The sequence below is a fragment of the Gottfriedia sp. NPDC057948 genome (assembly GCF_042887255.1).
Lineage (GTDB): Bacteria > Bacillota > Bacilli > Bacillales > Bacillaceae_G > Gottfriedia.
On sequence record NZ_JBHVPN010000014.1, the window covers coordinates 14,808 to 26,879 of the forward strand.

The window sequence follows — 12,072 nt, forward strand, 5'->3', positions numbered from 1 at the left end:
AAGGTTGATTCTTTTATCTTAATCGATCATGAAAAAAAGCACTTTCTAAAAATCTAGAAAGTACTTTTTTATTTTTAAATATTCTTATTTCGTTAATCTTCTAACCACTTCAGAATTTCATCAATTCCAATCGCTTCTTCAACTTCTGGAAATTTCTTAATAAAATTTAAATCGGTATCATTTGGTATCAATTCATCAAATTCGTTTGGATCATGGAAGCTCATTGACTACACCTCTTTAGTAAATTTTATTTAATTTTCGTATTGTTAACAAACTTACTTAATAAAATACATATCCAATTTTCAATGAAAAAAGTACTTCGATTAACGAATGAATTAGTAATTATAATAGTTCGTAGTTTTTTTATTTTTTCCTCTTTTTTTCATAAAAAAACTTGTACAAAATAGTTCAGTGTCTAGAACAAACTCTTGCTTTCGACCATTTAATATAATATCTATTTCATTAGATGTATTTTTTGATCACATTTATTACCGAGTCTATGTAACGAAGATTTTCTACAACATTTTATTACTGATTATAAAGTCATCCCTATAATTACTTCTTCTAGCCTTAAATTTAATCTAAAATTAGTACTTTTCAATTCGAAACTTCTTCTCCTAAACTTTCCTTTCCACTTATTCCCCCGAATTGATTTTAAAAGTAATACAAGCTATTATGAAAAATTTCATTTATGTAGATTTCGGTCCAAATAAGGTAGGTGTTATTTCAGATAGAAATAACATCTACTTTTTATTTACTTTCCTAAACTTCCTTCTTATAAAACCCACAAGGAAATATTTTATACCTTGCGGGTTTCTTTTATTATTGAATACCTAAAGCAAAATCCACAGCACTTTCTGCATGAAGTCTTGTCGTATCGAAGACAGGGATCCTGCAATTTTCCTGAGAAATTAACATCGTTATTTCAGTACATCCCAAAATAACCGCTTCCGCTCCGTGTTCAATTAAATGATCGATAATGTTTAAATAAACTTGCTTAGATTCCTCTTTTACAATTCCGAGACATAGTTCTTCATAAATTATAGTATGTATTCGTTTTCTTTCAGCTTCATTTGGGACGATAACATCTAAACCAAACTGCTCAATTAATCTTCCTTTATAAAAATCATGCTCCATTGTAAATGCTGTTCCTAACAAAGCAACTTTTTTAATTCCGCTATTAACAATTTCTTTAGCAGTTGCATCAGCAATATGTAATAAAGGAATTTTGACTGATTCTTCAACTTCCTTTGCCATCTTATGCATTGTATTCGTACAAATAACAAGACAATCTGCCTCACTTGTCTCCAGCTTTTTAGCAATATCAATCATAATTTTCGTTAACTCATCCCATCGATCCTCAAACTGAAGCGTTTTAATTTCTTGAAAATCGACTGAATACAGTAAGCTTTTTGCGGAGTGATGACCACCTAGCTTTTCTTTCACACGTTCGTTCATAATTTGATAATACAGTAACGAAGATTCCCAACTCATACCACCGATCAGTCCGATTGTTTTCATCAACATTCAACTCCAATTTCTTTTTAAATTTTTACTCATCTGTTCATCATAAACTTCAAGACCTATTATTATCTCTTAGTTTAACAAGGAAATTTATCGACAACTATTGAATAGTTTAAGCACAATAATATGAAGTAGGAGAGAACAAAATGCAGATTGAAAAAGAAAAAATATACCCTAATTGTCCATATATTACTAGAATAGTAGAGATTGGTGGCCATACGAAATCACAGTTAAACGAGAAACTACAACAAGCCTCTATCTCGATAAATGAATATGGTGAGATGCTATTAAAAGATGATCACTTTACAGTATCAAATACAAAGTATAGCCTTCAAACAGTTGAACTAACAGTTGGTAATCTTGGATTTTTAGAAGGAGCTACAACACCTCAAATATATCAAAAAGCAAAGGAACTAAATTTGGAATTGTGCCCTCTTGAACTAGGACCTTACATAAGACTATCGTATTTAGATCAACCAGAAGGTTTTTTTATAGGGAATTCTAAAAAGCAATATCAAGCTCCATCCGGTTCAATCACAATTGCATCTGAGGCACTATCTGAAGATGAAGATTTTCCGAAAGGTTTTTACATTAGACGAATTAATGGTGTACTATGGCTTCGCGGATACCGTGCTGATCATCTACACGTTTGGAACAACGATGATCATTTTATATTTTGTCAAAAATAGTGATTAGTTTGCTTTAGATAATCGATCAATTGCATCTTGTTCTGTTGAAACAAAAAATACATTATTCCCTTTATTACATTCATAAATGAAATCTTTTAGTGACTTACTTGTATAACTGGAAAAGTCACCTATAATCGCAAACTTAATATTGTAATTAACGAATTTTTGAAGCACCGCACCTGCAAGTTTTGTACTAAGATTGAAAAAATCTTCTGAAATTGCTTCCTTGGTAAGTGCTATACGACTACTTTTATGATTATAGCTTATTGTCATAAGAAGATCTAAAGCACTTTGCTCATCTGTAAGAATTACTGAATCTACATTGGCGATTGCAATTAGATGTCCATTTACTTCAGTTGTTTTAATATTCATCTACTCTACCCCCTTTTAAAGTTTTTATTATTTCTACTATTTTAAAACAAAGAATATGTAGCGTGAAGCGATACTATTGTTTTTATTATTAATAATTAATGATAGATGAACACTAAAATACCATCTATTTTTGTCGGATTGATAAAAATAGATGGTATTAAAATCTAAATCAGGATAACTTTCTTTGAAGACGGGAGACTACCAGCAGCTTCAAAAAAAGTCATAAACCCTAGCAAAAATCATTTAATAAATTTGAATAGGTTTAGGACATTTAAATTTTGTCCTTTTCTTCTCCAAATATATTAGCCAAGTTTTGCTACTAATTGTGCTAATAATTGAATTGCAGCTTGAATAACTACTTCAATTTGCAGTTCAGTTTGTGTGACAACAATTCCATCTGAATTTTCAATTACAACAGATTGTGATTGTAATTGAAGGTTTTCTAAGGATTGAGCAACTCTTTGTAATTGACTAATTCTTGGATCATCACCAAAAATAAGAATTACAGCTTCAATTGCAGCTTGTAGTGAAGCTTGTACTAAAACTAAAGCTTGAGCTTCAGTTTGAGCAACTGTAACAGTGTGTGAATCGCGAATTACTAAACTTTGAACTTCTGCTTGTGCATTTTCTAATCTATTAAAAGATCTTTGTCTTTCAGTTACACTAGCAACCGGACGGATTGAATGCATAAAATCACCTCCTGATATTTTAATATAATTTATTCAAAATACTAGAAAGTAGATTGGACAAGTATCCTAGTATAAATATGGAAGTTTTAAAGATTTCGATTTTTTTAATGGCAAGCTGGAATAAGCCATCTAATTAAGACCAAGAAAAAATAAGCTGTTTTGTACACAGACCTAATAAAATTAAAAGTCTTTTTTTAAAACTCAAAGTTCTTTATAGTATTGAGTAACAAATCTAATGGATGTAAGTTTCATCCAACTTATTTAAAGAGAGGAATCACTATGAAAATTGATACACCTACTATCCCCAAAGAATTAATAACTAGAAATTTTTATGATATTTTTTATGAAGAGGATCCAGAATTAGGAATGTGTGAGATTTCTGGATCTGTTTTTGAAAATGAAGTTGTAGATCGAGTATATTTATATAAAGCCGTTATCAAAAATTGTAAATTTACGAATACTGATTTTAAAAATATCAGTATGACTGATGTATATTTTGAAGACTGTGATTTATCAAATTGCAATATGAGAAATTCTTCTATCCACAAAGTTATCTTTAAAAATTGTAAATTAGTTGGTGCAAATTTTACGGAATCTAGCATCGGAAATGTACAGTTTGAAAATTCTGTTTTAAATTTGTCCCTATTCGGAGATTCAAAACTAGAAAAAGTAATTTTTAGTGACTCTGTTCTAAAAAGTACTGATTTTTATGATTGTAAATTCAAGAAAATTGATTTTAATCGATGTGATCTTGATGGAGCAAATTTTGAACAAACCTCTCTTAATGGTATTGATATTAGTAGTTCTACTTTTAATGAATTAACCGTTTCAATTAGTAATCTAAATGGCTGTAAAGTTTCATCAACTCAAGCCGTTCAATTTGCAGCATTGATGGGTTTAAAGATTGTAGATTAAAAGTAGTGTATTTGATTAAATCTTAAGATTTTTAATTAGAATTACGATTTAAATCCTGTTAGTAATTGGAGGTAAAAACATGGATTATCCTTCACCGAACAAAACGGAGTTAAAAGTGAAAAAGTGGACTAAAGATGCTATAGCAGCAGGTTATCGTCATTCCGTCGGGCTTAAATCAGATGGTACTGTTTCAGCTGTGGGTGATCATAAATATGGCAAACTGGAAGTAAACGATTGGCGCGATATTGTTGCGGTTGCTGCTGGTAACGCTCACACGGGTAATTCTCATACGATTGGGCTTAAATCCGACGGAACGGTTGTTGCTGTAGGATGGAATAAGCATGAACAATGCAATGTAAGCGGCTGGTGCGATATTGTGGCAATTGCGGCTGGTTGGCGTCGTTCCGTTGGACTTAAATCAGATGGTACGGTCGTAGCTGTAGGTCGAAACAACGATGGTCAGTGCAATGTAAGTGAGTGGCACAACATTGTTGGGATTGCGGCAGGTGACTGGCATACTGTCGGACTTAAATCGGATGGCACAGTTACAACTGTAGGCAATAATCGGTATGGCCAATGTAAAGTGAGTGAGTGGCATGATATTGTTGCGGTTTCTGCGGGTTATCTTCATACGGTCGGGCTTAAATCAAACGGCACGGTTGTTGCTATCGGATTGAATAAGGATGGTCAATGCGATGTAAGCGAATGGCACGACATTGTTGCGATCTCGGCTGGTAGTAATCATACGATTGGACTTAAAGCGGACGGCTCAGTTATGGCTACCGGATTGAAGAGACATGGCGAATGTAATGTAAGTGACTGGTGCGATTTTGTAGCGATTTCGGCGGGTTGCACACATACTCTAGGACTTAAATCAGATGGAACAGTTGTAGCTGTAGGTAGTAATGAATTTGGCCAATGTGATGTAAGTAGCTGGCACGGTATCCAACTATCCGAAAAATAGTTTTAAATAACAACAAGCAAAAATTTTCTGAAAATAACCCTTCTCCTCTACTGTTAATAATGATATATTTTCTTCTATAAGGTGTAAAAAATATCCAATTCTAAGGGGAGATTAATTAATGAAAAAAACAGCTCTTTTAGTAATTGATGTACAGGCTTTTATGTTCTCCGAATCTAATCCGGTATATAACGGAGAAACATTATTAAATAATCTAAACAAATTGATCGATAAAGCAAGAGCTACGAATACGCCAATATTTTATATACAGCATTCTGAAGAGGGCTCTCCACTTGAATACGGTACACCTGGTTGGGAAATTCAGTCAGATATTGCTCCAATTGATGGAGATATCATTATACATAAAAAAACACCAGACTCATTTTTTAATACGAATTTAAAAGAAGAGCTGGCAAAACAAGAAATTAATCACTTAGTCATGGCGGGAATTCAAACAGAAATCTGTGTTGATACAACGACTAGAAACGCCTTTGGAAATGGCTATGAAGTTACACTTGTTACAGATGCTCATAGTACATGGGATTCAGATGAGCTTACAGCAGAGCAAATTATTAAACACCATAATCAGACACTGCGCTGGTTAGCTAATCCTAAAACTACTAGTGAAGTTGAATTTTAATAAGGCAGCTAATAAGCTGCCTTTTTTTTAAAATAAACGCTCGTTTTCTTCTTTGCCTCGCCTTTCTGTGGTGCTTTATACGTCTTAGTTAAATTCACGCCTCATTAGGCAAACGCTTGCATTCAGTCTGGGAATCCTCTGAAGAGATGTCTTTGTTTTCCCTTATTTCTTAAGTATGCGAAACAATTATTTCACAATCTCCATCTAAAACAAATTCCCCAAATCCAACAGGTATGATGAAGTTCAAGCCTTTTGATAAACTATATTCTTCTCCGCTATGGATCAGTTTTCCATTACCGTTTATTACACTTAAAAGTAAATATTGATCTTTATAAGTTAAATAAGCTTTACCAGTAATATCCCATTTATATACGGTGAAAAATTCCGAATCTACAAATGTATTAATCTTTAAATTTTCTTTTTCCTCTGTCTTAAATTCCACTTCTGTTTCTTGATGAGGAACTGTTGTTACATCAATTGCTTTATTTAAATGAAGCTCTCTTAAATTTCCATCATGGTCTTTTCGGTCATAATCGTAAACCCGATAAGTTGTGTCAGAGCTTTGTTGTGTTTCTAATACGAGAGTTCCTTCACATAATGCATGAATGGTACCACTTGGGACATAGAAAAAATCACCTGGCTTAATTTTTACTCGGCGAAGTAAATTTGACCACTCGCCTTCTTTAATTTGGTTAATTAGTTCTTCTTTTGTTTTGGCATTATGGCCAAATATCATATGTGCATCTTCTTTACAGTTAAGAATATACCAGCATTCTGTTTTACCGAGATCACCATTTTCATTAACCTTAGCATAAGAATCTTCAGGATGTACTTGAACAGATAAATCCATATTTGCATCTAATATTTTCGTTAAAAGTGGAAAACCGTCTTCCTTTGGGTGACCAAATAACTCCGGTTGCTTTTTCCATAATTCATTTAATGCAATACCTGCAAATGGTCCATTTTCAATAATGGATGCACCGTTAGGATGAGCTGAAATTGCCCAGCATTCACCTGTATTTTCATTTGGTATATTATAGTTAAAATCTGATTTTAAAGCTGTTCCACCCCAAATTCGTTCTTTAAATACTGGTTTTAAAAATAATGGTTGCATACTAATTTCCTCCTATAGGCTAATTAAACTAGTGCATTTTTATTTAAAGCATTATGTGCAAGCATAAGAGCTCCGATAATTCCAGCGTTATTTCCTAAACTAGGTGGTACAATATACTCATTCAATTCTGGTAAACTAACATAATCGCAAACTAGCTCTTTCAAATATTTGTAAACACTTTCAAAAACTTCCATTTGATTCATTACGCCCCCACCAAGAATGATTTTCTTAGGTGAAAGAATTAATATGTATTGCATAAGTGCTTGGGCAATATAATATCCTTCTAAATCCCAAACCTCTTTTCGATTGATCAGATTTGAACCTGTTTGTCCCCAACGTGCTTCAATTGCAGGTCCAGAAGCTAAGCCTTCTAAGCAATCACGATGGTATGGACAGTTCCCTACAAACTCATCATTTGGATGACGTCTCACTAATATATGTCCCATTTCAGGGTGTGTGATTCCTTGAAGTAAATGACTATTTACGACAGCTCCAGCTCCTATACCCGTACCAATTGTTATATATAAACAGCTATCTAACCCTTTTGCTGCACCAAAAGTAGCTTCACCTAGTGCAGCTGCATTCACATCCGTATTAAATCCAATTGGAACAGAAAGATGCTGACTAATTGCTTGTACGAAAGGAAAGCCCTGCCAAGCCATTTTAGGAGTTGACGTAATCGATCCGTAAGTAGAGCTCTTCTCGTTTACATCAATCGGACCGAATGATCCAATACCAATTGCTTTTATAGGATAGTTCTTAAAAAATTCAACTACTTGTGAAATCGTTTCTTCTGGCACTGTTGTTGGAAATTGAATACGCTCAATTAAATTGCCATTTTCATCTCCGATTGCACAAACAAACTTTGTTCCACCTGCCTCGATTGCACCTAACATTCGCCATTACCTCCAATTAAGATCAACTAGTTAAACCTTACATTATTTAAAGTAGTTAGAAGCTCTCCTTACTTTTTTTGTATATAGAAACAATTTTTAAAGAAAATCATGCGATTAATAACATGATTTATTTGACGAAATATATTTTTAATCCATATATACTTATGAAACATGTACAAAAAAAAGAAGCCCCTCTCCCTCGAGCGACTTCCTTTTCCGTAAATTTAATACCTATTTAATCGATTTCTGCAATCCTAAGCTAAATAAATCCATGAAAATGATTAACATATTTATTAAAATCAAACACTTGTCCATATCATTTTGCTTGTCCAATCATAAGATATCGGGATGAAATTAAAGGAAAAGGTAGTGTTATAATGAGTTGCAACTGTAACAATGGAAGAAATAATGAGAGAAATAACGAGAGATTTTTTGATGATAGAAATAATGAAAGATTTTTTAATGATAGAAATAACGAAAGATTTAATGATAGAAATAATAATAGAAATAATAGAAGAAATAACGAGGTTACGTTTAATGCGAGAATCACAGTTGATCAAGAAGACTTCTGTCGTGCAGTAGATCGTTGCGACGATGAAAGACGAGATAATTCCGGACGTCGTAGTGACAGATGGTGGAACTTTTAAGTTCAAAAAACGGAAAAAAGGAAAATCGATTTTTTTTCCTCTACTAGGAATTGATTGAATGATAGGATAATCTTCAATTTCTTTTACGAGAACATCTGTCCCTGCCTATAATAGGATAGATGTTCTTTTGCATTTCAAAAATAAATTTGAATGATTTATACTCGTAAAAATGGAATGATGTCAATTTTCCATATAATAGAAAATGAGATTGTATTAGTAGTTATTTCTAGGAGGAATCTAAATATAAAAAAGACTTTTAATATAAAAAGAAGCCGCTCTAGCAAAAGGCGACTTCCCGTAAACTACTATTTAAACTAAACTCTCCAAACGCTTATTTAACCGAATTCTCCAATCCTCGGCTAACTCAGGAACTTCCAATATCGCTTTTATTCCTTCAACATTTTTTGGATCATGGAAATAAATCTCGTTACAATAAAGAACGGAAACTTTATTTTTTTGAGTTTCGATTAATTCAATATTCGAATCTTTTCTGATTGTTCCCTCTTTTAATACACGGCATAAGTAGCCTGTAAATCCAGTTTCTACGATTCTCTTAAGTGCTACATTCGTTCTTCTTGTAATTGTGTCACAAGGTATTCTGCTTTGAGTAATTTGTATAATCGCTTCGCCAATTTGGTAGATATCGCCAATGCATACTTCTTTTTCTAACATATTTGTGACAGTAATATTTTCTCCGAATGCTGAAAGTGGTAAATTTAGATTAAACTCTTTTTCCCAAAGTTCGTAATGTTCATATGGATATACACATACAGCTCGGTCTGGCCCACCGTGATGTTTTAAGTCAGCTACTCCATCACCTTTAAAGCCTTCTTTCGATAAGTAAACCTCTTCTATTCCTTCTTTACAAATACCCGTTATCATTTCTTTGTTTTCGCCATATTCCATTTTACTCGGTAATCCTACTGCAAGGTTAATTAACTCAACTTTATTTGCCATACCTTCCACCCTCTCATTTTTTTAACTTCTAATTGTAAAACTGGGTTTTATTTTATGTAAATTAATTTTTTGGAATAAAAAGGAAAAACGCCCTACATACAGCATTATATACTAATTTGAGACAATACCAATCTCCAAAATCATTTTTGTTTCAACTGTACGACTAACAGCATAATAAAAGAAATTACGATCATTGAAAGCACCCATAGCCAAGCCATTTTCATATTTCCAACATCAATTGCTAAATAAATTGCTGTCGGGACAGTTTGTGTTTTTCCAGGTATGTTTCCAGCAAACATAAGTGTAGCACCGAATTCCCCTAGTACTCTTGCAACGCTTAATATACTTCCTGAGATAATGGCTTTTAATGAAAGTGGAATTGAAATTAAGAAAAAAACATTCCATTCATTTGCACCACAAACTCTAGCTGCCTCTTCAATCTCATTGTCTACACCTTGAAATCCAGTTTTTGCAGATTGATACATAAGTGGGAATGCTACAATAATGGATGCAATTACAGCGGCCCACCATGTAAAAACAATTGGTTGTTTAAATACCCATTCAATCATTTTTCCAATGAAGCTTTGTCTTCCGAAAATGACTAATAGTAAAAACCCTACAACTGTAGGAGGAAGAACTAAAGGTAACATTAAAATTGTTTCTAGAAGTGTTTTACCTTTAAAGGATTTCATAGAGAGAATTCTTCCAGCTATAGTCCCTAAAATAATAACGATAAATCCTGCCACGATTGTAACCTTAATGGAAATCTTAAGGGGAATTAAAAACTCTTCAAACAATTAAATTCCTCATTTCAAAATAAACCATTTATTTTCATCTATTTTTTTAATCCTCTATGAAATTACCTTTTGACATTTCATTCATCAAGTAATCTAAATAATTTTCTTCATCATAAAGATGGAAATATTGATAATCTTTCAATCTACCCTCTTCAATCTCAAAATGGCTGATCACACAAATAATATTCGTTAATGAATCGAGTAAATTCAGATCTTCCTCACTTCTTATTAATACTACTTTTGGGTAACTTTCCCTTTTATAACCTTCAATAAAAATAATATCTGTTGAAAAAAAGCGATATAATTCAATTGTTTTCTTTAAATCCCAATTGATAAAATTTGTTCTTAATTGCAAGACACCATCACCTTCAACACTAGAAACGATTGCTCCAGCATCCAAGTGACGACTACTGTCTTTACGTTCTATTTCTAAATCAGGCGCACCGCCATGACCATGATGTTTTATAGTAGCAGCTGATAATCCTTGGTGATTGGCCTTTTTAATGAGTTTTTCAGTAAGTGTTGTTTTCCCACTATTTTGATAGCCTACAATTTGCAAAATGGAATAGTACTTTTTCATCGCTCTCAATTCCTTTTTATTATTTTCCGACAGAAGACTCCCTCTTCAATCGTGTGAAGGGCAAAGACTAACGATAAGGAGGAGATGAATGTCGGTTGGCGATAGCCAAAACTTTCCTCTCCATGATACAATAGGAACAAATGTTCTTGTAATACGAGGTGAAAAACAGTGTTAGTCAACAAGGCTTACAAATTCCGTATTTATCCGAATAAGGAACAAGTGGTTCTTATCAATAAAACAATCGGATGACACCATTAATACAAAAATCAATTTAATCGATTCTTGTATTGATGGTGAAGCAGTTTAGTAAAGTCTTAAAGAAGATGTTAACTAAAAGTTTTTTTCTTTAAAATTGCTAATCATTGTTTTATGATAAGATAAACGAGAATTAAGTTAAGGGGTATATGTAATGTCTAAAGTCATCCATGAATTTAATGACTATATACGAAAACTGCGTAAAGAATTATTTGGTAAAGGCCCTGAAAGAATCCATACTGTTTTTGTTGAAAATATGGCTGTTTCAACTTTGTATGGAAATCTAACACCTACTGAGCTATTTATCGCTCAAACTTCTGAAGGGCGTGATATCGTACATAATGCTAGAACAAAGATGATTCAAGATGTATATGCGAAAAATCATCCAGTTAAGCTAGAAGAAATCGTTGATGCAAAGTTTATCAATCTTTTCTCGGATATGAAAGTTGAAGAAGATATTGCGATTTCAGTTTTTGTATTTGATAAAAAATTAGAAAACTTAATTGATTAGATCGTCGATGCTACTAATCAATTAAGCTTATGTTCCAATCTTATTTATGGAAAAAGTCGCCGCTTTTACCACCTTTTTTTTGAACTAAAAACGTTTCTTTTATGACCATACTTTTATCAACGGCTTTACACATATCGTAAAATGTAAGGCCAGCTACACTTACAGCTGTAAGTGCCTCCATTTCAACTCCAGTTTTCCCACTACATTTCACTGTCGCACGAATGATTAAATCATATCCATTAGGTGCCTCTACATATTCGAATGTAAAGTCAGTTCCTGAAAGTGCGATTGGGTGACACATTGGAATAATGTCAGAAGTTTTTTTAGCTCCCATAATTCCAGCAATTTGTGCAACATTTAGTGGATCACCTTTTTTAATTAATCCATTTTGAATTGCTTCATATAATTCCGTTGAAATCGAAATTGTACTTTGTGCAATCGCAATTCTAGTAGTGATGTCTTTTTCTGATATATCGACCATTTTAGGTCTTCCTTCTTCATTCCAATGTGAAAATTCACTCATGC

The 12,072-nt window shown here is 32.9% G+C and carries 16 protein-coding genes and 1 pseudogene; 7 read left to right on the forward strand and 10 right to left on the reverse strand.

All coding sequences use genetic code 11. The features are described from left to right. Positions 1–92: 92 nt before the first annotated feature. A complete protein-coding gene (locus tag ACFVRR_RS17860) occupies positions 93–224 on the reverse strand; it encodes a hypothetical protein (protein WP_282439847.1) in 132 nt (43 codons plus the stop codon). Between the two features lie 598 nt (positions 225–822). Continuing rightward, a complete protein-coding gene (locus ACFVRR_RS17865) occupies positions 823–1,521 on the reverse strand; it encodes an aspartate/glutamate racemase family protein (RefSeq protein ID WP_387331318.1) in 699 nt (232 codons plus the stop codon). Positions 1,522–1,670: 149 nt separating this feature from the next. On the opposite strand from ACFVRR_RS17865, the gene ACFVRR_RS17870 reads away from it, so the two are divergent. Beyond that, a complete protein-coding gene (locus ACFVRR_RS17870; protein WP_387331320.1) occupies positions 1,671–2,213 on the forward strand; it encodes a helicase in 543 nt (180 codons plus the stop codon). 3 nt (positions 2,214–2,216) lie between these two features. Here the strand turns inward: ACFVRR_RS17870 and ACFVRR_RS17875 are convergent, their stop codons facing one another. Together ACFVRR_RS17875 and ACFVRR_RS17880 are read right to left on the reverse strand one after the other, a co-directional pair. Then, positions 2,217–2,585: a DUF4180 domain-containing protein gene (locus ACFVRR_RS17875; protein ID WP_387331322.1), complete on the reverse strand. Its 369-nt coding sequence runs from the start codon at positions 2,583–2,585 to the stop codon at positions 2,217–2,219. Positions 2,586–2,887: 302 nt separating this feature from the next. Then, positions 2,888–3,274 carry a spore coat protein gene (locus tag ACFVRR_RS17880; protein ID WP_387331324.1) on the reverse strand — a complete coding sequence of 129 codons (387 nt, stop codon included), beginning with the start codon at positions 3,272–3,274 and terminating at the stop codon, positions 2,888–2,890. A 279-nt stretch (positions 3,275–3,553) separates the two neighbouring features. Here ACFVRR_RS17880 and ACFVRR_RS17885 point away from each other — a divergent pair, with 279 nt between their 5' ends. The 3 genes from ACFVRR_RS17885 to ACFVRR_RS17895 all read left to right on the forward strand — a co-directional run bounded on the left by ACFVRR_RS17885 (position 3,554) and on the right by ACFVRR_RS17895 (position 5,790). Next, positions 3,554–4,189: a pentapeptide repeat-containing protein gene (locus tag ACFVRR_RS17885; protein ID WP_387331325.1), complete on the forward strand. Its 636-nt coding sequence runs from the start codon at positions 3,554–3,556 to the stop codon at positions 4,187–4,189. Between the two features lie 79 nt (positions 4,190–4,268). Continuing rightward, complete coding sequence (locus ACFVRR_RS17890; protein ID WP_387331327.1) at positions 4,269–5,153, forward strand: RCC1 domain-containing protein; 885 nt, start codon at positions 4,269–4,271, stop codon at positions 5,151–5,153. A gap of 118 nt (positions 5,154–5,271) precedes the next feature. Continuing rightward, the gene (locus tag ACFVRR_RS17895) at positions 5,272–5,790 is read left to right on the forward strand and encodes a cysteine hydrolase family protein (protein WP_387331329.1); all 519 of its coding nucleotides are present in this window, start codon (positions 5,272–5,274) and stop codon (positions 5,788–5,790) included. 169 nt (positions 5,791–5,959) lie between these two features. Here the strand turns inward: ACFVRR_RS17895 and manA are convergent, their stop codons facing one another. Then, complete coding sequence (gene manA / locus ACFVRR_RS17900; protein WP_387331331.1) at positions 5,960–6,904, reverse strand: mannose-6-phosphate isomerase, class I; 945 nt, start codon at positions 6,902–6,904, stop codon at positions 5,960–5,962. Between the two features lie 23 nt (positions 6,905–6,927). Continuing rightward, a complete protein-coding gene (locus tag ACFVRR_RS17905) occupies positions 6,928–7,800 on the reverse strand; it encodes an ROK family protein (RefSeq protein WP_387331333.1) in 873 nt (290 codons plus the stop codon). A 377-nt stretch (positions 7,801–8,177) separates the two neighbouring features. Here ACFVRR_RS17905 and ACFVRR_RS17910 point away from each other — a divergent pair, with 377 nt between their 5' ends. After that, positions 8,178–8,447 (forward strand): hypothetical protein, encoded by a 270-nt coding sequence (locus ACFVRR_RS17910; protein ID WP_387331335.1) that lies wholly within the window; start codon positions 8,178–8,180, stop codon positions 8,445–8,447. A 309-nt stretch (positions 8,448–8,756) separates the two neighbouring features. Here ACFVRR_RS17910 and ACFVRR_RS17915 read toward each other — a convergent pair whose 3' ends face one another. The 3 genes from ACFVRR_RS17915 to mobB all read right to left on the reverse strand — a co-directional run bounded on the left by ACFVRR_RS17915 (position 8,757) and on the right by mobB (position 10,781). After that, on the reverse strand, positions 8,757–9,404 hold the full coding sequence (locus ACFVRR_RS17915; protein ID WP_387331337.1) for an MOSC domain-containing protein: 648 nt from the start codon (positions 9,402–9,404) through the stop codon (positions 8,757–8,759). A 140-nt stretch (positions 9,405–9,544) separates the two neighbouring features. Next, positions 9,545–10,201, reverse strand: coding sequence for a molybdate ABC transporter permease subunit (gene modB / locus ACFVRR_RS17920; RefSeq protein WP_387331339.1), 657 nt, complete (start codon positions 10,199–10,201; stop codon positions 9,545–9,547). Positions 10,202–10,247: 46 nt separating this feature from the next. Then, positions 10,248–10,781, reverse strand: a complete 534-nt coding sequence (mobB, locus tag ACFVRR_RS17925) for a molybdopterin-guanine dinucleotide biosynthesis protein B (RefSeq protein ID WP_387331341.1) — start codon at positions 10,779–10,781, stop codon at positions 10,248–10,250. 168 nt (positions 10,782–10,949) lie between these two features. Between mobB and ACFVRR_RS17930 the strand changes: the two are divergent. Then, positions 10,950–11,027: pseudogene (locus tag ACFVRR_RS17930) on the forward strand (helix-turn-helix domain-containing protein); the annotation flags it as partial. A gap of 163 nt (positions 11,028–11,190) precedes the next feature. Continuing rightward, positions 11,191–11,547 carry a Na-translocating system protein MpsC family protein gene (locus tag ACFVRR_RS17935; protein WP_097974143.1) on the forward strand — a complete coding sequence of 119 codons (357 nt, stop codon included), beginning with the start codon at positions 11,191–11,193 and terminating at the stop codon, positions 11,545–11,547. 40 nt (positions 11,548–11,587) lie between these two features. Here ACFVRR_RS17935 and moaC read toward each other — a convergent pair whose 3' ends face one another. Beyond that, a complete protein-coding gene (moaC, locus tag ACFVRR_RS17940; RefSeq protein ID WP_387331343.1) occupies positions 11,588–12,070 on the reverse strand; it encodes a cyclic pyranopterin monophosphate synthase MoaC in 483 nt (160 codons plus the stop codon). Positions 12,071–12,072 lie beyond the last annotated feature (2 nt).

Coding starts and splice junctions, on each gene's coding strand:
- ACFVRR_RS17860 (WP_282439847.1), bottom strand. CDS start 224: ATGAGCTTCCATGATCCAAACGAATTTGATGAATTGATACCAAATGAT.
- ACFVRR_RS17910 (WP_387331335.1), top strand. CDS start 8,178: ATGAGTTGCAACTGTAACAATGGAAGAAATAATGAGAGAAATAACGAG.
- mobB (WP_387331341.1), bottom strand. CDS start 10,781: ATGAAAAAGTACTATTCCATTTTGCAAATTGTAGGCTATCAAAATAGT.
- ACFVRR_RS17890 (WP_387331327.1), top strand. CDS start 4,269: ATGGATTATCCTTCACCGAACAAAACGGAGTTAAAAGTGAAAAAGTGG.
- ACFVRR_RS17935 (WP_097974143.1), top strand. CDS start 11,191: ATGTCTAAAGTCATCCATGAATTTAATGACTATATACGAAAACTGCGT.
- ACFVRR_RS17895 (WP_387331329.1), top strand. CDS start 5,272: ATGAAAAAAACAGCTCTTTTAGTAATTGATGTACAGGCTTTTATGTTC.
- ACFVRR_RS17870 (WP_387331320.1), top strand. CDS start 1,671: ATGCAGATTGAAAAAGAAAAAATATACCCTAATTGTCCATATATTACT.
- moaC (WP_387331343.1), bottom strand. CDS start 12,070: ATGAGTGAATTTTCACATTGGAATGAAGAAGGAAGACCTAAAATGGTC.
- manA (WP_387331331.1), bottom strand. CDS start 6,904: ATGCAACCATTATTTTTAAAACCAGTATTTAAAGAACGAATTTGGGGT.
- ACFVRR_RS17915 (WP_387331337.1), bottom strand. CDS start 9,404: ATGGCAAATAAAGTTGAGTTAATTAACCTTGCAGTAGGATTACCGAGT.
- ACFVRR_RS17885 (WP_387331325.1), top strand. CDS start 3,554: ATGAAAATTGATACACCTACTATCCCCAAAGAATTAATAACTAGAAAT.
- ACFVRR_RS17880 (WP_387331324.1), bottom strand. CDS start 3,274: ATGCATTCAATCCGTCCGGTTGCTAGTGTAACTGAAAGACAAAGATCT.
- ACFVRR_RS17905 (WP_387331333.1), bottom strand. CDS start 7,800: ATGTTAGGTGCAATCGAGGCAGGTGGAACAAAGTTTGTTTGTGCAATC.
- ACFVRR_RS17865 (WP_387331318.1), bottom strand. CDS start 1,521: ATGAAAACAATCGGACTGATCGGTGGTATGAGTTGGGAATCTTCGTTA.
- ACFVRR_RS17875 (WP_387331322.1), bottom strand. CDS start 2,585: ATGAATATTAAAACAACTGAAGTAAATGGACATCTAATTGCAATCGCC.